Below are 24,824 nucleotides of genomic sequence, written 5' to 3'. Positions count from 1 at the left end.
GATTGTCTTAGTGCTGAAAAGTATTGGTAAAAATCGCTTGGTCCGCAGTATCTTTAAATGCACTTTTCGGCACAATAATCACGGTTTTATTTTTCAGCTCAAGCATATAAGTCAATTTGCCTTCAGCAAAATTGGCCACTTCAGCATAATGAAAGACATTCTTACGACCATTGGCATGAATTTCTGCATAGTCTTGAAATAAATCAATACCTTGTTCACTTTTGCCTAATTGGTATTTTACAAACTGGCGTTTAAACATCATCGGTAAAAACCAATAACGCATGATGCCTTGAAGGAGTAAAAAGAAAGCACCCAGACCAACATAGTATGCACCGACGCCATCTACACCCAAGTAAAAACCCCAGATGATAATCCCAAGGCTAATGGCTGGCGTTAAAAAACGCGTAAATTGCTTTTTGCCAAAAGTAGCTAGTGCAAAACCATCCTGTGATTCTTCTAGATTTAAAAAATAGCGCAGCGATAATGCAGGTAGATTTTCAGACATAAGCGTATGAATATTTAAAAATGAATTGCGCTAAATACTACACCACAATTCAAACTTGCTTCATGCTTTTTAATGCTCGGTTGTAACACATCACTACTTCCCTTCCCTCTAGAAATACGTTAAAAACAGCAACAAATAAAAGATTGCATACGCAGGATGTGACATGCAGATAACAAAAATAATCATGATGCTAGTGTTTCTGAGTGGACTGAGCATATCGACCAGTTGGGCCAAATTCGTTCAATGGCAACCCCAGATCCCTAGTAGTTTGGACTTGTTTAATGGCAATGCCAAAGCCTTGGCAAATCTTGCCGGTGATCACATCGTGATTTTTGCACATCCCTCACAGCAGATTAGTCTACCCACGATGAAAGCAGGACAAAAAGTCGTTGGTAAATTTCAAAGTGCCGCGGTGGTTGTCCCAACCAACAGTAAAAATGTCGCCAGATTACTCAGTAATTATCCAAACTACGCCGGCTTATTTCCCACGCTAAAATCTGCTGAGGTTTTGCAACAACAAGGTTCAACCAGCCAAGTTGAATATCGCATCCACATCCCGACGCCGATTCCGGTTTTAAACTTTAAAGAAACTGTGGTGATGCAGCACCAAATTCAGCACAACAGCATTAATAGTTTGGTTCTAGAAGCACCAGTGCCCTTTGGTGCAGGGAAAATTGAATGGTTTGAGATTGATGCACAACACACCTTGATTAGTGTGACCCAATGGGGTGATTTAAATCAGCCCAAAGGTTTTTTGTTTAGCAAAATATTAAATGCCTTACCCGATGCCAAATTAGGGATTCCTGCGGGAGCCAATGGTTTTTTACTCGAATCATTACAGCGCCGATTTAAAGCCTTTAGTAGTGAAACTCTCGCTGCAAATCAATTGCCTGAACTCAAATTGAATGCCTCTCAACTCGACAAAATCACCCAATTAAGTCAAAGCTCGAAAGAACCTGTGTCCTTTATTTTGACAGCGCAGCGCGTTCCCTTTGGGCAAAATTATGAATTGATGCGCTTTAGCACCAGTTTTCAATATTATGCACAAGAGCCTTCGAGCTTACAGCGCTGGATTAATGTGTCTTCGTTCAAGCACTTATTTCCAAGACAAGTCAAACATATGCAAGTGCAGAAAATTAATCCGCACCTCATGGATGCCGACTATAAAATTTCGGTGGGTTTAGGTGTGATCAATATTCCCTTTGATTTTAAGATGCGTTTTAACTATCCCGACTTACTGCAAAATCAATACACCGCAACAGGTGGGGACTTAAAGTTTGTCCGAGGTGCAATGCATATTCGCCCCTTACAACAAGGGTCGTTATTACAATTGACCAGTGCGGTGAAGATTGATGACAAAGCACCGTTTTTACTTCGTGCTATGCGCAGTATGCCGTATCACGACATGTTACCGGCTTTAGGCGGAAATACGGTCTTTGCACTCAAAGTTAAACAGAAGTTAAGTTAGAACCTTGAGTGATGAGCTGAATTTATTGTTTTTAGCTATATTTCAGACACAAAAAAACCGCAACATGTGCGGTTTTTTCAATCTTGATCAAGTTGGTGCGCTCAGAGAGATTCGAACTCCCGACCCCTTAGTTCGTAGCCAAGTGCTCTATCCAGCTGAGCTATGAGCGCGACGTCTTGATGAGGCTCATTATACGTGATTTTTATTTTTTGTTAAGAGCTTTTTCATATAAATTTAACTAAACGCACAGCAAATAAACAATTACTCTTTAAACACGTTCAAAATCATCCTGATTTACTTTTTAAAGGGCTTTTGCATCACAAGTTTGGAATCTAAAGTTAGCTGTACTCACTTATAAATGCTCAAGATAGATAACAAGTATATCGCCATCATTGAATCACGGCTTTAAATGAGTCAACTTTTCCTTGCCTTAGATTTAAAAAATTGCATCACCATGAACATCTGAAAAAAAAGGTTATCTATGGAAGAAAGCAAAATCAAATTTACTGATGGGTCGTCTTATGAAAAAGAACGCTTTATACAATCCAAGCAAAAGACAAAAGACAAAAGACAAAAGACAAAAGACAAAAGACAAAAGACAAAAGACAGCTATATCAAAGCGATAAATCACAAGCACAAAAAAACCGCAACATGTGCGGTAATTTGTTCAAGTTGGTGCGCTCAGAGAGATTCGAACTCCCGACCCCTTAGTTCGTAGCCAAGTGCTCTATCCAGCTGAGCTATGAGCGCGTAACTTGTGTCGTCTTAAAAGACTACGTTTTCAGATTTACTTATTGGTGCGCTCAGAGAGATTCGAACTCCCGACCCCTTAGTTCGTAGCCAAGTGCTCTATCCAGCTGAGCTATGAGCGCGACATAAGTAAATCGTGGCGGTGAGAGAGGGATTCGAACCCTCGATACAGTTGCCCGTATGCATCCTTAGCAGGGATGTGGTTTCAGCCACTCACCCATCTCACCGTAACGTGCCGCCATAATACAAAGATCATGATACGACTGCAAGCACAGTCGTTATATTTTTTTCATTTTTTTACTCAATTAGATATTTTTTAAACGATTTTCAAAAAATTAGTGCAAAATTAGTTCAGCACACACTGCTGTCTCCTACTCTTCAGCTTTAAACATTATAAAATATCGGCATAAAACACTTTATTGCAATCAATTGCGTGCAGTATCTGCTTGCATGACTTATGCTAATCCTAATCTTCTGATTTGAAGCCAAATACATATGAAAAACTGGGTCGACCCTGAAGCAAAAGCTGAAGCCGAACGTTATGACAATCCAATTCCAAGCCGTACTCTGATTCAAGAGACGATTGAACAACTGAAAACTGCAATGTCGCATGCCGATCTTGTAGAACATTTTGAAATTGCCGATCAAAAAAGTATTGATGCACTGAGTCATCGTCTGATTGCGATGGTTCGAGATGGTCAGTTGATGAAAGATGGATTTAAGTTCCAGCTTGCAGCTGAGCAACCGACTCATGAAGCAACGGTTTATATCAACTCAAAAGGTTTAGGCACAGCCAATATTAGCGGTGAAGATGACCTTTTACTTCCTGAACGTGAGTTACGTCAGGTGTTTAATGGTGACCGTGTTAAAGTCCGCCAAACATCGGTAGACCGTAAAGGCAAGGCATGGGGCTTTATTACTGAAGTTCTACAGCATCGTGTCAAAGAAATTATTGGTAAAGTGTCTGAATATGAAGGTGAATATTTTATTCAGCCGGCAAATCCTAATGCACACCAACCGATTACTTTAGAAAAAGAATTAATCGAGCATGCCAAAGTCAAACTCGGCGACTCTGTGCGTATTGCGATTGACAGCTACCCAACCAAAGAAGAATTTGCGACAGGTCATATTGTTCAGTCGATGGCAGATAAAGCAGACACTGAAATTATTATTCCACAAACCATTTTAGAATTTGGTTTACCTTACGAATTCCCTGAAGCGGTACAACAAGAAGCCAACAGCTTTAAAGAGCCATCAGAACAAGATCGTGAAGATCGTGTCGACTTACGTGATTTAGCGCTTGTCACCATTGATGGTGAAGATGCCCGCGACTTCGATGATGCCGTGTATGCGGAAAAACGTCCGGGTGGTGGTTATCGTGTTGTGGTGGCAATTGCCGATGTCAGCCATTATGTACGTCCGGGTAAACCGCTCGATGACGAAGCTCAAGAGCGCGGTACATCGGTGTACTTCCCTCATTTTGTATTGCCGATGTTGCCTGAGGCGCTGTCGAATGGTTTATGTTCTTTGAACCCACACGTAGACCGTTTATGTATGGTCTGTGATTTAAACTTATCTCGCGCGGGTCGTGTTACTAAGTTTGAATTCTATCCGGGTGTGATGCATTCCAAAGCTCGTTTGACCTATACTCAAGTGGCCGAATATTTTGAGGGTAATAGTCAAGCCATTCCTGAAGACCGTGATGTACGTAAATCGGTCAATACCTTATTCCAATTGTATCAAGTGTTGAAAGGCTTACGTGCTGAACGCCACGCGATGGAATTTGAAACCGTTGAAACTTATATGACCTTTGATGAGCTAGGCGGTATTAACGAAATCCTACCGCGTAGCCGTAATGATGCACACAAACTGATTGAAGAATGTATGTTGCTGGCAAACGTCGCAGCGGCAGAATATGCATTAAAAAATGAAATTCCTATGCTGTACCGTGTGCATGAACCACCTGAATTCTCACGTATTCAAAAGGTTCGTGATTTTGTGAAGTTATTGGGCCTGCCATTCCCTGAACAGCCGACTCAAGCTGACTATCAAGCCGTGATTGATGCCACCAAAGACCGTATTGATGCTCCAAGCATTCATGCCGTTTTACTCCGCTCAATGATGCAAGCTTATTATGGCGCGAACAATGCAGGTCACTTTGGCTTGGCTTATGAAGCGTATACGCATTTCACATCTCCAATCCGTCGTTATCCAGACTTGTTACTGCACCGTGCCATCAAAGCACAATTGAAGAAAAAACCTTATCCAATTTCTGGTGCTTCGCTGGATGATGCAGGTGAACACTTCTCTGCGACCGAGCGCCGTGCTGATGAAGCTTCACGTTCTGTCACTACATGGTTGAAGTGCCATTACATGCAGCAGCATTTGGGTGAAGAGTTTGTCGGTACCATCAGTGCAACTGCTGAATTTGGCCTGTTTGTAACGCTCAAAGACTTATATGTTGATGGCATGATCCACGTCAGCCAATTGGGTGATGACTTCTTTGTCTATGACCAACCAAGTCAGAGCTTAATTGGTCAATCTCGCGGTCAAGTTTTCAGTCTCGGCGATGAAGTGAAAATTAAAGTTGCTGGTGTAAATCTAGAAGAGCGCAAAATCGACTTTGAATTGATTCAACAATTGAGCCATGCAGGCCGTGCTATTCGCGCGCGTGCCCCTCGTGTTGCAAAACCCACAGCCAAAGAAGAAGTCTTTTCAGAGCGTAAAACCAACGTTGCTGAAGATGGAGAACAGCCCATACGACGCAAAAAAGACAAAGGAAAACCCAGCTCCTACAGCCAAAAACCTGCTAAAAAATCTGCAACAAAGTCTGAAGCGAAGGCTAAAGATAAAGTGAAGAAAAAGTTAAAAGTAAAAAAGAAAAAATCCAATGCAAAATCATCTGCGGATTAAGGTTTAAATCAAGAGCGCTTCGGCGCTCTTTTTGATTCTTCAGGTCAGTAAAGGCTGAGTGACCTCTGCAGAAGATGAATAATTCCTGATTTAGTCTTGATTTAACCCGTAACAAACCCTACATCTATAAATAACTCAGGATTTATATGAAGTAGAAAATATGACTTTAGAAAAGGCAACTTTGCCCGTTCCTCAATTTGATCAAATTACCTTAGATCAACTCAAAGAAAAAATTCAAAATGCGATTCAACACGGTCAACAATTTCTAAATGAACTGACGGTTGTTCCAGATTCGGTACAAAAACAACTGAATACGTTAGAACAGGTCGATGATCTTGAAAACAATATGAGTGAAGCATGGGGCGTGCTCTCGCATCTAAATGCCGTGATGAATAATGCTGAAACTCGTGAACTCTACCAATCTTTATTACCCGGCCTGAGTGAATACTATACGCAGCTAGGTCAACACACAGCGTTGTATCAAACGTATCAGCACGTACATGACAACAGTGTATTTGACACGCTGCCTGCGGCACAGCAAAGCGCAATTAAACTTGCGTTACGAGACTTTAAACTTTCAGGCGTAGCCTTAGAAGGTGAAGCGAAAAAACGCTATGCAGAAATATCTGCACGCCTTTCACAATTATCATCAGACTTTTCCAACCACGTATTGGATGCCACCCAAGCCTACTTCAAACCTTTAACAGAAGCGCAGCTCAAAGGACTACCTCAAGGTAGCATTGAACTTCTGAAACAATACGGTCAGCAACGCGAACTCGAACAGGCTGTAGCAACACTCGACTTCCCGTCTTATATTGCCATTATGACCTATGCCGAAGACCGTGAAGTCCGTGAAGCACTCTATAAAGCCTATACCACACGTGCTTCTGATCAGGCAGACGCTGCTGAATTTGACAATACAGCAGTCATGGAAGAAATCTTGAAGCTGCGTCAGGAAATGGCTAGCCTGCTTGGTTTTAGCAACTACGCCGAATTGTCTTTAGCGAGCAAAATGGCACCCGATGTGGCAACTGTTGATCAGTTCCTAATTGAACTGGCAGAACATGCGCGTGCGCCAGCAGAGAAAGAAATCGCTGAACTGAAAGCCATTGCAGCGCAAGACGGTATCACTGAGTTACAACCGTGGGATGCCACTTTCTACTCAGAAAAACTCAAAGTTCAACAGTTTAATTTGTCACAAGAAGACCTGAAGCCCTACTTCCCTGCACCTAAAATTATTCAAGGCTTGTTCAGCATTGTAAATCGTCTCTATGGCATCAATGTAATCGAGCGTGTAGCGCCTGTTTGGCATCCCGATGCACGTTACTTTGAACTTGAAGATCAAGGCAGCGTGATTGGCGGATTCTACTTTGACCTGTATGCACGAAGTGGGAAACGTGGCGGCGCATGGATGAGCGGCTTCCGTTCACGCATGCAAACTGAAAATGGTCTGCAAAAACCAATTTGCTACATGGTCTGCAACTTCACTCCACCTGTCGGTGAGCAAGCTGCTTTACTTACCCATGATGAAGTAACAACGCTGTTCCACGAATTTGGTCATGGCTTACATCACATGCTCACGGAAGTCGATAATATTGCTGTCGCAGGTACACATGGCGTGGCGTGGGATGCAGTAGAGCTACCAAGTCAATTCATGGAATTTTGGACTTGGGATCAAGAAAGTTTAGATTTACTCAGTGAACATATCGAATCAAAACAAACTTTACCAGCCGATCTGTTAAAAGCACTACAAGATGCACGTTTCTTCCAGTCTGGGATGCAAACTTTACGTCAAATTGAATTTGCCATGTTTGACTTAAATATCCATAAGGCCAACCCTGCTTTGGACGCTGCAGGCATCCAACAAACCTTAGATGATATTCGTCAAAAATATGCAGTTGCACCCACTACTTCGTACAACCGTTTCCAACATGGTTTCAGTCATATCTTTGCAGGTGGTTACGCTGCTGGTTATTATTCATACAAATGGGCAGAGGTTTTGGCAAGTGATGCCTTCGACCGATTCGAAAATGAAGGAATTTTTAATACTTCGACTGGCAAGTCGTTTAGACAATTTATTCTAGCAGTTGGCGGAAAAGATACGGCACTTGACGCATTTATCAATTTCCGTGGACGCGAGCCAAAAATAGATGCTTTGCTGCGTCATCAAGGTTGGACGAACGCATCTAAAAACGCTTAAACTAGTGACCTTAGTTAGATTCAAGGTAAGTATGATGACCATTAAACGACGCTTCATTGCAGGTGCAAAATGTCCAAAATGCCAAGCGATGGACCGGGTTGTCATGCTGACCTCTGGCGAAGACGAATGGATCGAATGCATTGATTGTGGTTACAGTGAAAATCGACCGACTCATGTCGATCAACCTGAACAACCAGCCGTGCCAGATGATATCGGTGTGATCCAATTTAAGCCGCGCCAGCCTAAATAAAAATTAAGGTCACATAATGCTAGTAGATCAAAGAAATAATCCAAAACTGTTAGTTGGAATCATTGGGGGCTTAACGTTATTGATTGCTATCTTTTTTGCATATCAATGGTTAAGCAGCAGTACAGCTGATAAATCTGTACTTCAAGAAGAAATGGTCGCTGCACCGGCTAAACCGCCTGTTGCAGTCCCTGTCCAATCTGAAACTGAAGCATCAGTCCCTACCGCAGAGACTGACACCATTAAATTGGTCGAAGAAGACATTTTAGATGCAGCTGTGCCTGAAAATGCCTCTTTAGCCAAAGAAGAAATTGCCAAATTAGATGACATTCAACAGCAATTGAATGATCAGGAACAAAGCTTAAAACAGCAGCATTCAGATGCAGATGAGCTGATTAAACTGAAAGAAGAACAAATTAAATTACTCGAAGCCCAGTTAGCACAACAAGCAAAATAACCGACTTCTGCTACACCCTGCGTACTTATAGGCTAGAATATCATCAGATTTTTTAGCCTTTTTGTTATGTCCACTACTACACCACAGAATATCCCCAAAGCAATTGGCTTTCTCATGCTGTCAGCGCTGCTTTTTTCCATCATGGGGGTTTGTATACGCTACGCATCTCACACGGTAGATAATGCCACCATCGTATTTTTTCGAAATGCGGTTGGCTTATTGATCTTTCTCCCTTTGATCCTGCAAAAAGGGAGCACATTTTTTAGAACTGAAAAACTGTGGATGCATACATGGCGTTCAATCGTAGGCTTGGTGGCAATGTATGGCTTTTTTTATGCCATTGCACACTTAAAACTCTCCAATGCCATGGTCTTCACCTATTCCTCACCGATCTTTATCCCCTTAATTGCATGGTTATTTTTAAAAGAAAAAATGACCCTGAGTATGCTCATTGCCGCAGTCATTGGTTTAATCGGCGTGCTCTTCGTCGCAAAGCCCGATGCAGGAATGTTCAATCAGTTATCACTCATCGGACTGAGCGCAAGCTTCTTGGCAGCCATGGCATTTGTCACTGTCCGTGCGCTTACAGCAACAGAACCGCCTGAACGCATTGTGTTTTATTTCTGCTTTTTTGGCACACTTATTTCCATGATCCCAATGTTTTGGCTCTGGCGTCCCTATAGTTTAAAAGAGTTAGCTTTTCTGATTACAGCGGGACTTTTGGCCAATATCAGTCAAATTTTTATGTCCAATGCCTATAAGCTCGCACCCGCAGGTCAAATTGGCCCCGTGAACTATATCACGATTATTTTTGCAGGTATTTGGGGCTTTGTTCTTTGGCAGGAACTGCCAGACATTTACAGCCTATTCGGCTTTGCTTTTATATTTTTAGCGATTTTGCTCTGTAGTCCAATCCTACAAAATAAGTTTAAAAAGTCATAAAGATTCAAACCATTTACCATCAAATGCACAGCCCCTTATTCAATAAAAAAGCACCCGAAGGTGCTTTTTTAATGCTTCAAAATTAATTTATTGATACCAACCAAACAGCTTAAAGAAATACGGCAGATACGCAATAATCAACATTGCAGGGAACAGCACAATCAGCGGCAAAATCCAACGTTCATAACGGTAATAAAACGACAAGTGACGAACTTCAGCATCCGCTTCATTGACTTCAGCATCCCCTATCGACTGTCGGGCCAAGAGGTGGTTCAATGCAACTGGAGGCGTAACATAACCTAGCTCAAAACCAATGAGTGTAATCATCCAAAAATGCACAGGATGAATACCGTATTGATAGGCTACAGGAGCAATAGTTGCAGAAATTAAAATGACTGCGCCAAACGGATCCATAATCATACCCACAAAGACCATCAATCCGACAATCAATGTGATAACCAAAAAAGTACTGCTGATATCAGTTGGGAATAAACTCATGACTTCAGTACGCTCTAGCAATCCACCAACGCTTACCGAAAGCGCCATCAAAATAACCAAAGCACCGATATGTCCAACGGTTTCACTGGTCGAAATATGCATCGACTTCCAAAAACCAACTTGACGTAGAATCTGCATAGAGCTGGATTGAGCCACTGTATGATTCGCAGCCTGCCCATCATCTGTGCTATTGCCATGTAATCCTTCACGGTATTCTGCATGTGCAACCTGTGCGCCGGCTAAAGCAGGTTCAGCATTCGCACTATAATTTGCTGTTAGTGTTTCATCCCAATGCCCAACTGCTGACAATGGTGCTGGCTGATGACGTAATTTATCCACTAAAACGATCATCAGCAGAATAACAGGCATCATGACTGGTGCAGTAAATTCATTTAAATCTGTATTCAATAAATATTTATAGAACATCCAGATCAGCACGAAAATCACAATATAAGGAATAACGGCTAAGAAGGCACGTCCTGACTGCGGCGCTGCCACATTGGCTTGAGCAATACGGAACTTATGTTCTGCAAAAAATAACGACACAATTAAAAACATCGTAGATGTCAGCAAGAACGTATAAATACCATATTGATAAAGCAGATCCGTGGTCACTTCTTTATTTAGCGATGCAACAACCACAATCAATAAGCATGGACGTAAAACCACCCCAAGCGAACCGGACATTGCTGTTGCAGCCAAGGCAAATTGACGGCGTCCGCCAGCGTTCCACACTTCCTTATAAATAATCGCGCCTGCCGCAATGACAAAGATCCCCGATGCTCCAGTATAGGCTGTAGGCAATGCTGCTGCGATTAAAATCAGCCATGTTAAAGTCTCAGGAGCTAAGTTCCATGGGCGTAAAATATTCAAGAATAAATCTACGACACGGGTTTGCTTCAACAACATACCCGCCCAAATGAATAACGCTAGATTCAGGAAAATACTTGAAAACTCGACCAATTGCCCTAAATAGATGCCTTGCCCCATCGGGTAGTCCATAAAGAAGATAAAGGCGATACCTGTAATCAACGCCATATACGCATATAAAGGCACGCTTAGGAACGCGAAACTAAGACTACCGCCCTCTTTGGCATCTTTTGGCGGACTAAACAATTGCAAAACACTGATCAATGTCAGGATTGAGAACAGCGTCATCCACATCCAATAAATCAGTTCAGTTTCGGTGGTCATTGGAACTCCCGAATTTTTCACTGAATTGAATTGGCTGATACTTGAGTAGGTTAACAGTCCATTACCGAAGCTCATCATCAGGCTATAAACACGATAATCCTTCTTGGTTGCAGGACCGCGTAGACCAATATGATGAATTTTCAATGTCGCACTAATCGCAGCTATAACCACCATAAAAATCAACAAAATGGCGCGATTTTCAGTACCAAATTTAAAGATACCGAAGAAGCTTGTTTCAAAATTACGATAGGCGCGAATACTCGGATGCTTCTCCATATGTTGCATGGCTTTATCATAAAATTGATACTTTTCTTCACACTGCTGCACACTCGCTAAAATAGACGAACGAACGTCATTCTCAGATGCCGTACCAAAAAAATCAGCAAACTCATCTGCTGCATTGGCTTGCATTTGAGTTTTCACCAACGCATCGACATTCGGGTTACGGTCACATTCAGGCTTGGTCGGTTCTGCACGTAAAAATGAATACTGCATCCCAATGCTTTCATTACCATACAAACGCTCACCAGTACGCAGAAGCTGACCATGAATCATCTCCCCTGTACCGATAATCAATGTAAGCAGAAGCAAGATCAACACGACTAGAGTCGAAATCCATTCTGTCCAGACATACCTTAACAGCCCGACGATGCCGGATCTGTTTTGTGCATCATTTTGCATGAGTCTTCCTATTTTTTATTTTGGAGCCTAGCGGAGCCAAGCATCCTTTTCCTTAGCGGCTCGAGAAGATCCTTTCCCTGACCTAACTGTTTTATTATTACGTTTAAATTTGCATCAATATTCAAAACATTAAAATGACAATATGTATTTTCTTTTCGGTTTTTTTTGTCAACCCAATCACCTAAAGTGAGCTAACGATCCCAGAAATAATTGCCAACAAGATAGAACAAGGCGATGATAATGCCCCAAATCACCCCCAATAAATGTGCTTCGACTAAAATGGGGCTTCCAATTAATTCAGCCGTTCCCGTATTGCCCACGGTATTTTCCCACACCAATTTTGCCAAAATCAGCAACAATACAAAGGCTGCAAAATTTCGCTCCCGTCGATACATCAAATGCACACAAGCGACCGCGACATAGGCACCATGTAAGACACCAGATAATCCGGCATAGGCTTCAATATCGGGTAAGAAAAAATAGAAACTTAGACTGATTAAAGGAGATAAAATCAATAAAATGGCAACAAAATGCCATGTCGAAACTCGTGGGAAAATAAACGGTAAGCAAATAAAGGCCAATATATTTAAAACAAAATGAATCCAACCGACGTGAACCCAATGTGCGGTCCATAAGCGCCAAAAATCATGAAATAAGTCATCTTGCCAATAGATAAAATAATCTTTAAATACCTGTAGCGAGGCACAGATCGAAACGAATACGGCAAGAAAGACAATTTTCGGTATTAAAAATTGTAGTTTCATTTTCGCTCCTCCTGTACCTCACTTTTAAACGCTATTGCAAAGATTAATTTGCAGCTGTGCCACTGGTTTCAATATCACCACTAAACAAATCATCGAGTTCAGAACTATTGGCACTTTCATCCCAGAAATGTTCCATACCATCATCAGCCGTACGAACGCCTGTATGTTCAGTCCAATAACGATCTGAAATCCCTTTCACCATGGTTTCAGCCATGCTATCGATGAGCTTAAATTGTGGATTAACAGGTTTCTCATCGCTACGCGCTTGTGCAAAGGTACGTAAGGCATCACGGATTTTCGCATCATCGCCACTGGCTTGTGCAGCAACCGCATATAAAGCATGTGACAGTCTCACACCCTTTTGCTCACCAATTTGCGTAGATTGTTTCAATGTTTGGTATGGATCAGGTTTTCCATCACCTGCACCCGGCAATAACGTCCAGATCACAGCGCGAGTTGCATTTGGTGCGCCCCAGAATTTTTCATTATTCAGACATACCATACCGCGTTCAACAATCGCAGCAATGTCTTTTGGAACGTTTACCGCCCCACCTGAGTTAATATCATTGGTCATGGCCTGTAAGCCACTTAACATTCCCAACATATACACTGTTTGGTCAATGTCGCTGTTCATTTTTGGACAGCCTTCACCTAGACTTTTCTTATACTTCTTTTCAAAACGATCTTGAAATAATTGATAGCCGGTATATTGACGCTGTGCAGCAAGTGCCGCCCAACGCTTTTGCTCAACACGAGCATCCTGTGCTTCGGATACTTGGTTAGCTTTAGATGCACGTAAATAGCGTAACTCTGCATCCAAGGCTTTTTGTTCTGCACAAATCCCTGCTGCTGAATACATCAACACAGCCACACGTGTTGGGTCTGCGCCCATATCTTTGGTGGCCATAATGGCTGGAGTTAATGAATTACCTGAATTACACACCATTTCAGCATCTTCCATGGCTAAAATTGGTGGCACAATATGTTTTTCTGTAAATCCGAGTGCAACATTAGCACCGGTTTTTACAACCTGCGAACAACCCGCGAATAATGTACTTGTTATTGCTACAACTGCCACACCCTGGCATATTTTTTGGACGCTCGACATTTTCCTGTCCTCTATAATTGTGTTTATGTCCATCACGACAAACATATCAGAAGCAAAAAATGAATAAAAGAGTATTTGCTCTAATTTGAACGACACACTGTGCCATGAATCACGCTGAATGCAATTGACTGATTTTTTACAAAGACTAAATTTTAGGCAAAAAAAAGTAGCATAGCGACGGTTCGGCACATGCTACTTATTAACTGTGAAAGCGTTTGACTGCTTATTTTTGAGTTAACTGTTCCTTCAGCACTGTTCCTAGTCGTCCTATAACAATTGCTAACACAATCGCTATTACCAGAAACATCCAAGTTGGCATCATCATGATGATTTCCCTTAACGGCTGTTGGTAAGGCTAATATATAGGCAGAGAATCACCGCACAGCTTAAAATTGTCAGACAATTTAAATATTTTGCCAATAAATTTCAATCCTGTCAGACAAGATTATTTTACCCACAATATAAGATAATGAAATATTTGCATTTTATTGAATTTTAAAAATAAAGGCTGTCTAACAATTAGATCATTTTGGCCAATACTTTGAGTGATTTCCACTGTTTCAATGACAATTGATCGCGCCAAATAATCACTGGTTTTGCACGTGCATGCATAAAATACACCACGATATACATTTGATGATCCAAAATATGGCTAATTTGAACGCGTTGCACTGGACGGTTGAGCCGTTGCAAAGACCAATCAGTTCCATCCAAATAATCTAGACTGGTGACGTGTAAATGCTTACGGAAAAACAGTACATAAACCACTAGTCCAATGAGGAAAAATACCCCCCAAAGCATAGGTGTTAGTAACTGATAAAGCAGCGTCATCAATACCGCAAAAATAAAAAACTGAAACGCATGCGATAAAAAACTGCGTTTCAGTTTGAATTGCCGATTATCCATGAACGTAATGTTTTAATTTTTGAATAAACGTTTTTAATTCAGGACGTGGCGGTTCACTAACTTCCATAAACCAATCCAACAAATCTGGATCTTCTGCAGCAACGAGTTCTGCAAACATGTCTTTTTCAGCTGCATCGGCTTGTAAATAGTAATTTTTGACGTAGGGATCAAAATAAACATCAATCTCTTTTAAACCACGACGTGCGCGGTAGATCACTTTACGCTCTTCTAAGCTGATTTCATCAGTCATTGTCTTCCCCAATCGTTGAACCCGTCTAGTGTAACTCATCCACCCCATTGAAGTGGAGTGTTTTCAAAGATTGACCGAATGCTTCATCGCAATTCTTGCTTTTGAATGTTCTGCACATTGCAGTCACACGCTGCATCTTATAAGTTGAAGACAAAGCCATAAAAATGAATAGGATATTCAAAATGCAATCTGGAGCGATTCGCCCACTCAACAACATGCTGCCACGTCAATTATTTAATGCAGAACATGATGCATTTCGTGAAACAGTACGAAAATTTTATGAAAAAGAAGTCATACCTAATATCGAAAAATACGAAAATCAGCAACACGTTGACCGTGACTTATGGAATAAAGCCGGTGCCATGGGCTTACTTTGCCCGACCATGCCCGAAGCTTACGGTGGCTATGGTGTAGACCGACTCTATAGCATGATTCTGATTGAAGAGCAGGCCTATGCTATGGACTCCTCTACTGGCTTTTCACTGCATTCCGACATTGTGGCCAATTATATTCATAACTTTGGCAATGAAGAACAAAAGCTGCATTGGCTGCCGAAAATGGCTTCTGGCGAAACCGTGACTGCCATTGCAATGACCGAACCGGGCACAGGTTCAGACCTACAAGCGGTACGCACAACCGCTACAGAAGATGGCGATGACTATATTATTAATGGGTCAAAAATCTTTATCACCAATGGCTATTTATGTGACATGGCAATTGTGGTCTGCAAGACAGGTAATAGTGAAAAAGGTTCAGCTAATTTATCGCTAATTATCGTCGAGGCAGATCGCGTCGGTTTTAGCAAAGGCAAACCTTTAAATAAAATTGGCATGAAAGGTCAGGATACCTGTGAACTGTTCTTTGACAATGTCCGCGTCCCTAAAAGCAACTTACTTGGCATGCAAGGTATGGGCTTTATGATGCTGATGAAGGAATTGGCTTGGGAACGTATGTTGGTCGCGATTATTTGCCAAGCCGGTGCAGAAGCAGCCTTTGCGCACACTGTTCAATACACCAAAGAGCGTAAGGCATTTGGCAAGACCGTATCTAGTTTCCAAAACACCCGTTTTAAATTGGCAGAGCTACGCACTGAAATCGATTTTTGTCGAACTTATCTAGACCGATGTATGGAGCTGCAACTTGAGGAACAGCTCGGTATTGACGCAGCCGCAGCTGCTAAATACAAAATTTCAGAAATGTTCTCCAAAGTCGTGGATGAATGTCTGCAGTTGCATGGCGGCTATGGCTATATGCTTGAATATCCAATTGCACGGGCTTATATCGACAACCGTGCCAACCGTATCTATGCCGGTACCAATGAAATTATGAAAGAGCTGATTTCCCGCTCTTTATAACAACAAAGCCCATCATCGGATGGGCTTTTATATTCTTTCGATATCAACTTAAATCATTCACAAAATCACAGATGAGTGCAGCGACCAATGCGGGTTGCTCTTTGTGCGGCATGTGATGAAGCCCTTCCAAAATCTCTAGCTCAGCATCACCTTGTATACCCGAAAAAAGTTTCTGAGCTTGTGCTGTCGTCCCGTATTCATCCAGTTCTCCATGGATGATCAAGCTTGGACACTGTACTTTTCCAACATATTGCTCGAGGTTCCATTGACGAAAACTCGGTGAGAGCCAAGTTTCAGTCCAAGCATCCAAAACCCATTGGGCTTTATCCCCATGGTATTTAGCCAAGCGTTCAAGCTGTCCCGGCTGCGCAAAACCTGTTTTGGCTTCACGTATACCCGATAATGTCAGTTCTTCCACTTCATACTGCGCAGCTATGGAGATCAGAGCTCGACATTGTTCAGGGTATGTAGTGGCAATGACGACTGCCATTCCCCCGCCGACACTATGCCCCATAACAATAAACTGTTGAATGGAATAATGTTGAAGAAGCGCCCTAAAGCTCCGCTGTGCTTCGGCATAGACAAAATCAGTACTTAATGGATCAGGGTTCGCTGATGATTTCCCGAAGCCCAACCGATCATAGGCAATCACCGTTCTGCAAGACTCAGCAGCCAATTGCGCAGGAAAATCACGCCACAAATCAACACTGCCTAGTGAATCATGCATCAATATAATCGGAGCCAAAGTTGCATCTTTATCTGTAGTTTCAGGCTGCCAAGCTTTGGTATATAGCTCATAAGCATTTAATTTTATAAATTCTGAATGTTCTTGAATATTCACATTAACCCTGTGTGCTTTTCCTTATTTCAACATGATATATTTTTCAACAAATAAAGCGCATCAAATAAAACCCTAAAGTCACTCATCTAAAGCAAAAAAAAGGAGCATGATGCTCCTTTTTCTATAACTGACTTAAGAAACTAATCTGGGTTTAGCCGCCACTTGATCTGACTTTTTTTCAAATTTCAGCACTCCATCTTCAAATGAAGCATGCTTTAATTCTTTACGATCTGCCAAATAGTTGTTACTGACTTTCCACGGTGCATGTTTACCCTGTTTTGGCATCACATCCGCTGCACGTGCAATATAGCCTGACGTCAAACTTCCCATCACCGTATCTTCTAACAACTCGGTCGCATCACCTTGTGGAATCACTTGGTTATAACCATTTTGATCCATATAGTTAATCAATTTACAGATGTATTCAGAAGCAATATCGACTTTTAAAGTCCATGAAGCATTAATATAGCCAATAATCATCGCCATATTTGGTACATCACTGACCATCACGCCACGGTACAACATATGCTTAGAGGTATTCAGTGGCTGTCCATCGATTGTGGCACTGATCCCGCCTAGAATTTGAATGTTGAGTCCTGTAGCTGAAATCACCACGTCCGCTTCTAAATGGTTACCTGATTTTAATTGAATGCCATTTTCAGTAAAACTTTCAATTTGATCGGTTTCAACAGATGCACGGCCTTCGCGTAAAATTTTAAACAAATCACCATCTGGCACCACACAAAGGCGCTGATCCCAAGGATTGTAATCTGGGGTAAAGTGCTTCATATCCACTTTACCTTTCAACTGCAACTCAATTGATTTTAATAAAAATTTACGGAGTAATTTAGGTTGCTTTTGTGCAACAGCATAAACAGCCCGTTGGACACCGATATTTCGTGCACGGGTAAGTTTATAAGCAACATCTTCAGGTAATACTTTACGCATTTTGTCGTAAATGATGTCAATAGAAGGTACTGAGGCAATATAGGTCGGAGAGCGCTGTAGCATAGTCACATGCCCTGCACCGCCTTTTGCCATTGCTGGCACAAGGGTAATTGCTGTTGCGCCACTACCAATAATCACAACTTTTTTGCCTGCATAATTAAAATTTTCAGGCCAATGTTGTGGATGAATGAAGGTACCTTTAAAGTTTTCCTGCCCTTTAAACTCAGGTTGGAAACCTTGGTCATAATTATAATAACCCGTACAGCCAAAGACGAAATTTGCAACCCAGGTTTGTTGTTTCTTCTTCGCATCTTCAATAACAACAGACCATTTACGAGTTTGTGAATCGTAGTTCGCACTCACAACACGGTGCTGAAAATGAATTTTTTCTTTAATCTTATATTCATCAATCACTTCAGAAAGATAGCCTTTAATCGAAGACCCATCAGCAAGCACACTAGATTTTTTCCACGGCTTAAAATTGAAGCCAAAAGTTGACATATCCGAATCAGAACGAATACCCGGATATTTAAAAAGATCCCATGTACCACCGAAACTTTCACGTCGTTCAATAATTTCAAATGAACGATTTGGACAATTTTTTGAAAGATGAGCAGCCAAACCTACACCAGAGATCCCTGCACCTACAATGAGAATATCAACTTGTTTTTCCATGTTGTTCTTTTAACCTATCTTAGATTTATATTTATTAAATCACATTTTTGACAATGCACAATGTCAAGTTTAAGCAAAAGGCGATTTATTTTTATCTTTTAAGGACAAATTGAATTATTGTCTAACAATATACAGCCAATACAAAACTGCAGGCATTAAAAAAGGTCGGTTAAAAACCGACCTTTTTTAGAACAACGTACGCTGCTCTTCACGAAATTAGTTAACTTCGCGATCTACTAGCTCAACGTAAGCCATCGGTGCAGCATCACCTGCACGGAAGCCCGCTTTAAGAACACGTAGATAACCGCCGTTACGTTCTTTGTAACGAGGGCCAAGAACGGTAAATAATTTACCAACAGTTGCAGCTGAACGAGTACGAGCAAACGCTAAACGACGGTTTGCTACAGAATCGACTTTAGCTAAAGTGATTAAAGGCTCAGCAACACGACGTAATTCTTTTGCTTTAGGAACAGTAGTTTTAATTAACTCGTGTTCGAACAAAGAATTAGCCATGTTTTGGAACATCGCTTTACGATGACTGCTTGTACGGCCTAATTTCACACCACTATTACGATGACGCATGGTGATAGTCCTACTTAATTAACGGCTACGATAAGCAAAGCGATCGTCCATGCGGAGGCTAGCCGGTGGCCAGTTCTCTAAACGCATGCCCAATTGCAAGCCTTTCGATGCCAGAACATCTTTAATCTCAGTCAACGATTTTTTACCTAAGTTAGGAGTTTTAAGCAACTCAACTTCAGTACGTTGAACAAGATCGCCAATGTAGTAAATATTTTCTGCTTTCAAACAGTTAGCAGAACGAACAGTAAGCTCTAGATCATCTACTGGACGAAGCAAAATCGGATCAACTTCTTCACGAGGTTCTTGAGCAACTGGTGCTTGATCTTTCTGAAGATCAACAAAAATTGCAATTTGTTGTTGCAAGATTGTTGCCGCTTTGCGGATTGCTTCTTCAGGATCAACAGTACCGTTGGTTTCAAGATCAATGATCAATTTATCAAGGTCAGTACGTTGTTCTACACGAGCGTTTTCCACTGTGTAAGACACACGTTTGATTGGGCTGTAAGAAGCATCTAATTGTAAACGACCCACTGGGCGAGTTTCGCCTTCAGGGAAGCGTGAATCAGAAGTCTCATAACCACGACCTTGAGAAACTTTCAGGCGCATTTTTAATGAGCCAGAAGCACTTAAAGTACCGATCAAGTGTTCAGGGTTAACCACTTCAACATTGTGTGGTAAACGAAGGTCAGCGGCTGTAACGTCGCCAGGACCTTGTTTTTCCAATGTCAGATAAGCTTCATTTTGATCGAACAGCTTAATAGACAATCCTTTTAGGTTCAGCAAGAGCTCGACGATGTCCTGCTGCAAGCCTTCCAAAGTACTGTACTCGTGCTCGACACCTTCAATCTCTACTTCAACCACGGCTGCGCCAGGTAAAGAAGACAAAAGGATACGACGTAAAGCATTACCAAGAGTATGACCAAAGCCACGCTCTAATGGTTCTAGAATAACTTTTGCCGAGGTCCCGCTTGCCGCTTCGACCTTGATCGCTTGCGGAGTTAGAAACTCATTTGCAGTACGCGTCATTATTGCTACCTCAAGGATTATTTAGAATACAATTCTACAATCAAGCTTTCGTTGATTTCAGCAGGTAAATCAGAACGATCTGGTGCAGCTTTGAACGTACCTTCCAATTTAGAATGATCAATTTCAATCCAAGCTGGAATGCCACGTTGAGTCGCTAACTCAACTGCGTTTTTGATACGCAATTGTTGTTTAGCACCTTCGTGAACTGCAACAACGTCACCAGCTTTAACTTGGATAGACGCGATGTTAACACGACGACCATTTAAAGTGATTGAACGGTGAGATACAAGCTGACGAGCTTCTGCACGTGTAGAACCAAAACCCATGCGATAAACAACGTTATCTAGACGGCTTTCAAGAAGTTTCAACAAGTTTTCACCTGTTGCGCCTTTAACACGAGCAGCTTCTTTGTAGTAGTTACTAAATTGACGCTCTAAAACACCGTACATACGACGTACTTTTTGTTTTTCACGTAATTGTAGTGAGTACTCAGATTGTTTGCCGCCACGAGCGCCACCATGTTGGCCAGGTGCTTTAGCAGCTTTTTTTGTTTTGACGTCAAATGGTTTAACGCCAGATTTTAATTGCAGGTCTGTCCCTTCGCGGCGAGAGAGTTTGCATTTTGGACCAATATAACGAGCCATGAATGTTTCTCCTTACACGCGACGTTTTTTAGGTGGACGGCAACCGTTGTGCGGGATTGGCGTCACATCGGTAATGCTGTTAATTTTATAACCCACTGCACCTAAAGCACGAACCGCAGATTCACGACCTGGACCAGGACCTTTTACAAGGACGTCCAAGTTTTTCAAACCGTAATCTAAAGCAGCTTTACCAGCAACTTCAGCAGCTACCTGAGCAGCAAACGGAGTTGATTTACGTGATCCACGGAAGCCTTGTCCACCAGAGGTAGCCCAAGCCAGTGCATTACCTTGACGATCGGTAATAGTCACAATGGTGTTATTAAAAGAAGCGTGAATGTGTGCAACACCTTCAGAGACGGTACGAGTGACCTTCTTGCGTGTGCGAGTATCTTTAGCCATCTTTTAGCTTCCAGAAATCTTATTTCTTAATAGGTTTGCGCGGACCTTTACGGGTACGTGCGTTAGTTTTGGTGCGTTGACCACGGACAGGCAAGCTGCGACGATGACGAAGACCGCGGTAGCAGCCTAAATCCATTAAACGTTTAATGTTCATGGAAATTTCGCGACGTAAATCACCTTCGGTAGGAACCTTAGTAACTTCTGCACGAATCGCATCAAGCTGAGCGTCATCTAATTCACGAATTTTAGTTGTTGGTGCAATACCAGCAGCAGCTAAGATAGCTTTTGCAGTGTGGCGACCAATACCAAAAATGTACGTTAGAGAGATAACAGCATGCTTGTTATCCGGAATGTTTACACCGGCAATACGAGCCATTCAATTTTCTCCAAAAAGGCAGTTAAGATAATCAACCGCCCGACAAAATCTTTGAGGGGCGGATAATAACCTAATTAGCCTACTGAAATCAACAGGTCTTGATCAGATTAACCTTGACGCTGCTTATGACGAGGTTCTGCGCTGCAAATTACGCGAATAACCCCATTACGACGGATAACTTTACAGCTACCACAAATTTTCTTTACAGAAGCTTGAACTTTCATAATGAAACCTCTAAGTGCGCTTATCCTTTCGGATGAGCAGTCGTTTTACGCATTAACGATTGATTGTCATATTGATGCGATGTGAGATGAGCTTGGAGCTGAGCCATAAAGTCCATCACCACCACCACTACGATCAGTAAAGACGTACCACCTAAGCTAAATGGAATACCAAATGAGCTTTGTAGAATCATCGGCATTAAACAGATGATTGTGATATAAACCGCGCCAATAAAAGTCAAACGATTCAAAATATGATCTAAATAGCGTGCAGTTTGCTCACCAGGACGAATACCCGGTACATAAGCACCACTACGTTTTAAATTCTCTGACACTTCTTTCGGACTAAATACTAGCGCAGTATAGAAGTAACAGAAGAAGATAATTAATGCACCAAATAGCACCAAATACATCGGTTGACCCGGCGACAATACGAGTGCCAAATCTTGTAGGCCACGTTTAATCACGCCAGCATTTGGGTCTGCACTGCCAACCCATTGCCCTAAGCTCGCTGGGAACAATAGCAATGAACTCGCAAAAATTGCAGGAATCACACCCGCCATATTAATTTTTAATGGCAAATGTGTTTGCTGAGCAGTAAATACACGACGACCTTGCTGTTTTTGAGCATAGTTTACTGGAATGCGACGCTGCGCCTTCTCAATAAACACAATTGCTGCTAACACTGCAACAGATAGCAATGCAAAGATTGCAAGACCAATTAAACTTGATTGGCCATTATCTACTGAGGTTAAAGATTGCAGAACCAAGTTCGGCAAACCAGCAACGATACCAGCGAAGATGATCATGGAAATACCATTCCCTACTCCACGCTCAGTAATTTGCTCACCTAACCACATCAGGAACATTGTACCTGCAACCAAAGAAGTTACAGCAGGAACGTAAAAAGCAAGTCCACTAGTCAAAGTAATATTTTGACTAATCAGACCTGCACACATCCCAACGGCTTGCACAAGTGCAAGAAACAATGTGCCTTGTCGCGTATATTGATTGATCTTACGCTTACCTTGTTCGCCTTCTTTCTTTAAAGCTTCCAGCGAAGGAACAACCGTAGACATTAACTGCACGATAATCGATGCAGAGATATACGGCATAATCCCAAGAGCAAGAATTGACATACGCTCTAATGCACCACCTGAGAACATGTTAAACAAACCAAGGATCGTACCTTGGTTTGCATTAAACAGATTCTCTAGTGCGGCATTGTTAATGCCCGGTACTGGAATATGTGCTCCCAGTCGAAAAACCAACAACGCCCCGATGAGGAACATCATACGGCGAATAATTTCACGATATTTCACATGAAAAGGTTGGCCTTTCATCATGTTAACATGACCTGTCGAACTAGGAGTCATAGACACTGGGGATTACTCCTCGACTTTACCGCCAGCAGCTTCAACAGCAGCTTTAGCGCCTTTAGTCAATGCAACACCTTGAACAGTGAATGCACGAGTAATTTCACCAGAAAGTACGATGCGTGCACGCAACATATCTTTACGTACAACGTTAGCAGCTTTTAAAGTTTCAAGAGACACGATGTCGCCTTCAACTTTAGCAAGTTCTGATAAACGTACTTCAGCAGTTTTCAAAGCCATTTGGCTAGTGAAACCGAATTTAGGTAAACGACGGTATAACGCAGTTTGACCACCTTCGAAACCAGGACGTGTACCACCGCTCTTACGTGAGTTTTGACCTTTGACACCACGGCCACCAGTCTTACCAACGCCAGAACCGATACCACGGCCTAAACGAAGGTTGTCACGCTTAGCACCTTCTGCAGGTGCAATTGTATTTAAACGCAGAGTCATGGCTTATTCCTCTACACTAACCATATAGTAAACTTGGTTGATCATACCACGGTTAGAAGGCGTATCTTGCACTTCAACTGTATGACCAATACGACGCAGACCTAAACCTTTAAGGCTAAGCTTGTGATTTTTCAAGCGGTGCGATGAAGATTTAGTCTGGGTAACTTTAATCGTTTTCATGATTGATTACCCTTGAATTTGTGCTACTGATAAACCACGTTTCGCAGCAACTTTCTCAGGAGAAGTCATATCACGCAAACCGTTAAAAGTTGCGTTTACTACGTTAGCAGCGTTAGTAGAACCATAACACTTAGTTAATACGTTACGTACACCTACAGCTTCTAAAACTGCACGCATAGCGCCACCAGCAATTACACCAGTACCTTCAGAAGCAGGTTGCATGTAAACGCGGCTTGCACCGTGACGAGCATTGATAGGGTGCTGAACAGTACCGTCAACAAGGTCAACAGTAATCATGTTGCGACGAGCAGCTTCAAGTGCTTTAGAAATAGCAGCTGGAACTTCACGTGCTTTACCACGACCAAAACCTACGCGACCATTACCATCACCCACAACAGTTAATGCTGTGAAAGAGAAGATACGACCACCCTTAACAACTTTGGCTACACGATCAACGGCAACCAGCTTTTCAACAAGACCTTCGTTTTGTTCAACTTTAGCCATGATTAGAACTCCAAGCCGTTTTCACGAGCAGCATCAGCCAAGGCTTTGATACGACCATGATATTTGAAACCAGAACGGTCAAATGCAACTTTAGTTACACCAGCCGCTTTAGCACGTTCTGCAATTAAAGCACCAACTTTCTGAGCCGATTCAACGTTACCAGTAGTACCAGCACGTAGAGTAGCGTCTAAAGTAGAAGCTTGCGCTAATACTTTGCCACCATCTGCAGAGATAACTTGAGCATAGATGTGACGCGGAGTGCGGTTTACACACAAACGAGTCGCACCCAATGCACGGATGTGCAAGCGTGTGCTTTTCGCACGACGCAAACGGGATTGTTTCTTTTCGTTCATAAGAACCT

26 protein-coding genes and 4 tRNA genes are annotated in these 24,824 nt (G+C 42.1%); 7 read left to right on the top strand and 23 right to left on the bottom strand.

Annotation, left to right across the window (positions count from 1 at the left end):
- Window positions 1–7: 7 nt before the first annotated feature.
- Window positions 8–505 (bottom strand): YcxB family protein, encoded by a 498-nt coding sequence (locus FTV04_RS11375; protein WP_180073408.1) that lies wholly within the window; start codon window positions 503–505, stop codon window positions 8–10.
- Window positions 506–689: 184 nt separating this feature from the next.
- Between FTV04_RS11375 and FTV04_RS11370 the strand changes: the two genes are divergently transcribed.
- Entirely contained in the window at window positions 690–1,973 is a 1,284-nt protein-coding gene (locus FTV04_RS11370; RefSeq protein WP_257221037.1) for an SRPBCC family protein, read from the top strand.
- A 93-nt stretch (window positions 1,974–2,066) separates the two neighbouring features.
- On the opposite strand, the gene FTV04_RS11365 is transcribed toward FTV04_RS11370, so the two are convergent.
- The 4 genes from FTV04_RS11365 to FTV04_RS11350 form a co-directional block, all read right to left on the bottom strand.
- Window positions 2,067–2,143 (bottom strand) — tRNA-Arg (locus tag FTV04_RS11365).
- Between the two features lie 503 nt (window positions 2,144–2,646).
- Window positions 2,647–2,723: transfer RNA gene (locus tag FTV04_RS11360), tRNA-Arg, on the bottom strand.
- Window positions 2,724–2,768: 45 nt separating this feature from the next.
- Window positions 2,769–2,845: transfer RNA gene (locus FTV04_RS11355), tRNA-Arg, on the bottom strand.
- 15 nt (window positions 2,846–2,860) lie between these two features.
- Window positions 2,861–2,950: transfer RNA gene (locus FTV04_RS11350), tRNA-Ser, on the bottom strand.
- A gap of 268 nt (window positions 2,951–3,218) precedes the next feature.
- Here FTV04_RS11350 and rnr point away from each other — a divergent pair.
- From rnr to FTV04_RS11325, 5 genes are all read left to right on the top strand, one after another.
- Entirely contained in the window at window positions 3,219–5,636 is a 2,418-nt protein-coding gene (gene rnr / locus FTV04_RS11345) for a ribonuclease R (protein WP_180089584.1), read from the top strand.
- Between the two features lie 160 nt (window positions 5,637–5,796).
- Entirely contained in the window at window positions 5,797–7,836 is a 2,040-nt protein-coding gene (locus tag FTV04_RS11340) for a M3 family metallopeptidase (protein ID WP_180089582.1), read from the top strand.
- Between the two features lie 40 nt (window positions 7,837–7,876).
- Window positions 7,877–8,086, top strand: a complete 210-nt coding sequence (locus FTV04_RS11335) for a YheV family putative zinc ribbon protein (RefSeq protein ID WP_171256675.1) — start codon at window positions 7,877–7,879, stop codon at window positions 8,084–8,086.
- A gap of 16 nt (window positions 8,087–8,102) precedes the next feature.
- Complete coding sequence (locus FTV04_RS11330; RefSeq protein ID WP_111885422.1) at window positions 8,103–8,540, top strand: hypothetical protein; 438 nt, start codon at window positions 8,103–8,105, stop codon at window positions 8,538–8,540.
- A 66-nt stretch (window positions 8,541–8,606) separates the two neighbouring features.
- Window positions 8,607–9,482 carry a DMT family transporter gene (locus FTV04_RS11325; protein ID WP_180008432.1) on the top strand — a complete coding sequence of 292 codons (876 nt, stop codon included), beginning with the start codon at window positions 8,607–8,609 and terminating at the stop codon, window positions 9,480–9,482.
- An 87-nt stretch (window positions 9,483–9,569) separates the two neighbouring features.
- Here the strand turns inward: FTV04_RS11325 and FTV04_RS11320 are convergent, their stop codons facing one another.
- The 5 genes from FTV04_RS11320 to FTV04_RS11300 form a co-directional block, all read right to left on the bottom strand.
- Window positions 9,570–11,855: a TRAP transporter large permease subunit gene (locus tag FTV04_RS11320; protein ID WP_180003463.1), complete on the bottom strand. Its 2,286-nt coding sequence runs from the start codon at window positions 11,853–11,855 to the stop codon at window positions 9,570–9,572.
- Window positions 11,856–12,046: 191 nt separating this feature from the next.
- A complete protein-coding gene (rrtA, locus tag FTV04_RS11315; protein WP_168379122.1) occupies window positions 12,047–12,619 on the bottom strand; it encodes a rhombosortase in 573 nt (190 codons plus the stop codon).
- 43 nt (window positions 12,620–12,662) lie between these two features.
- Window positions 12,663–13,727, bottom strand: a complete 1,065-nt coding sequence (locus FTV04_RS11310) for a hypothetical protein (protein WP_180021620.1) — start codon at window positions 13,725–13,727, stop codon at window positions 12,663–12,665.
- A gap of 519 nt (window positions 13,728–14,246) precedes the next feature.
- Window positions 14,247–14,633 carry a hypothetical protein gene (locus FTV04_RS11305; protein ID WP_180089580.1) on the bottom strand — a complete coding sequence of 129 codons (387 nt, stop codon included), beginning with the start codon at window positions 14,631–14,633 and terminating at the stop codon, window positions 14,247–14,249.
- A complete protein-coding gene (locus FTV04_RS11300) occupies window positions 14,626–14,883 on the bottom strand; it encodes a succinate dehydrogenase assembly factor 2 (protein ID WP_078189264.1) in 258 nt (85 codons plus the stop codon). The genes FTV04_RS11305 and FTV04_RS11300 overlap by 8 nt, the downstream gene beginning before the upstream one ends.
- A 182-nt stretch (window positions 14,884–15,065) precedes the next feature.
- Between FTV04_RS11300 and FTV04_RS11295 the strand changes: the two genes are divergently transcribed.
- Entirely contained in the window at window positions 15,066–16,238 is a 1,173-nt protein-coding gene (locus tag FTV04_RS11295; protein ID WP_180089578.1) for an acyl-CoA dehydrogenase family protein, read from the top strand.
- Window positions 16,239–16,281: 43 nt separating this feature from the next.
- Here the strand turns inward: FTV04_RS11295 and FTV04_RS11290 are convergent, their stop codons facing one another.
- From FTV04_RS11290 to rplR, 13 genes are all read right to left on the bottom strand, one after another.
- A complete protein-coding gene (locus FTV04_RS11290) occupies window positions 16,282–17,079 on the bottom strand; it encodes an alpha/beta fold hydrolase (RefSeq protein WP_373683914.1) in 798 nt (265 codons plus the stop codon).
- 132 nt (window positions 17,080–17,211) lie between these two features.
- Entirely contained in the window at window positions 17,212–18,702 is a 1,491-nt protein-coding gene (locus tag FTV04_RS11285) for an NAD(P)/FAD-dependent oxidoreductase (protein WP_180089575.1), read from the bottom strand.
- A 216-nt stretch (window positions 18,703–18,918) separates the two neighbouring features.
- A complete protein-coding gene (rplQ, locus tag FTV04_RS11280; protein ID WP_005012953.1) occupies window positions 18,919–19,284 on the bottom strand; it encodes a 50S ribosomal protein L17 in 366 nt (121 codons plus the stop codon).
- An 18-nt stretch (window positions 19,285–19,302) separates the two neighbouring features.
- Window positions 19,303–20,310: a DNA-directed RNA polymerase subunit alpha gene (locus tag FTV04_RS11275; RefSeq protein ID WP_004650465.1), complete on the bottom strand. Its 1,008-nt coding sequence runs from the start codon at window positions 20,308–20,310 to the stop codon at window positions 19,303–19,305.
- Window positions 20,311–20,327: 17 nt separating this feature from the next.
- A complete protein-coding gene (gene rpsD, locus FTV04_RS11270; RefSeq protein WP_078189268.1) occupies window positions 20,328–20,954 on the bottom strand; it encodes a 30S ribosomal protein S4 in 627 nt (208 codons plus the stop codon).
- 12 nt (window positions 20,955–20,966) lie between these two features.
- Complete coding sequence (gene rpsK, locus FTV04_RS11265) at window positions 20,967–21,353, bottom strand: 30S ribosomal protein S11 (RefSeq protein ID WP_001040166.1); 387 nt, start codon at window positions 21,351–21,353, stop codon at window positions 20,967–20,969.
- Between the two features lie 19 nt (window positions 21,354–21,372).
- Complete coding sequence (gene rpsM, locus FTV04_RS11260) at window positions 21,373–21,729, bottom strand: 30S ribosomal protein S13 (RefSeq protein ID WP_078189269.1); 357 nt, start codon at window positions 21,727–21,729, stop codon at window positions 21,373–21,375.
- A gap of 107 nt (window positions 21,730–21,836) precedes the next feature.
- Window positions 21,837–21,953, bottom strand: coding sequence for a 50S ribosomal protein L36 (gene rpmJ, locus FTV04_RS11255; RefSeq protein WP_000867907.1), 117 nt, complete (start codon window positions 21,951–21,953; stop codon window positions 21,837–21,839).
- 20 nt (window positions 21,954–21,973) lie between these two features.
- The gene (gene secY / locus FTV04_RS11250; protein WP_171263746.1) at window positions 21,974–23,293 is read right to left on the bottom strand and encodes a preprotein translocase subunit SecY; all 1,320 of its coding nucleotides are present in this window, start codon (window positions 23,291–23,293) and stop codon (window positions 21,974–21,976) included.
- 45 nt (window positions 23,294–23,338) lie between these two features.
- Entirely contained in the window at window positions 23,339–23,779 is a 441-nt protein-coding gene (gene rplO / locus FTV04_RS11245; RefSeq protein WP_078189271.1) for a 50S ribosomal protein L15, read from the bottom strand.
- Window positions 23,780–23,782: 3 nt separating this feature from the next.
- Entirely contained in the window at window positions 23,783–23,959 is a 177-nt protein-coding gene (gene rpmD, locus FTV04_RS11240) for a 50S ribosomal protein L30 (protein ID WP_005012961.1), read from the bottom strand.
- Between the two features lie 6 nt (window positions 23,960–23,965).
- Window positions 23,966–24,463 (bottom strand): 30S ribosomal protein S5, encoded by a 498-nt coding sequence (gene rpsE / locus FTV04_RS11235; RefSeq protein ID WP_067762902.1) that lies wholly within the window; start codon window positions 24,461–24,463, stop codon window positions 23,966–23,968.
- A 2-nt stretch (window positions 24,464–24,465) separates the two neighbouring features.
- Window positions 24,466–24,816, bottom strand: coding sequence for a 50S ribosomal protein L18 (rplR, locus tag FTV04_RS11230; protein WP_067762903.1), 351 nt, complete (start codon window positions 24,814–24,816; stop codon window positions 24,466–24,468).
- Window positions 24,817–24,824 lie beyond the last annotated feature (8 nt).

The sequence above is a fragment of the Acinetobacter sp. YH12219 genome (genome assembly GCF_013417875.1).
GTDB lineage: Bacteria > Pseudomonadota > Gammaproteobacteria > Pseudomonadales > Moraxellaceae > Acinetobacter > Acinetobacter amyesii.
This window is presented reverse-complemented; position numbering and strand designations above follow the sequence as displayed.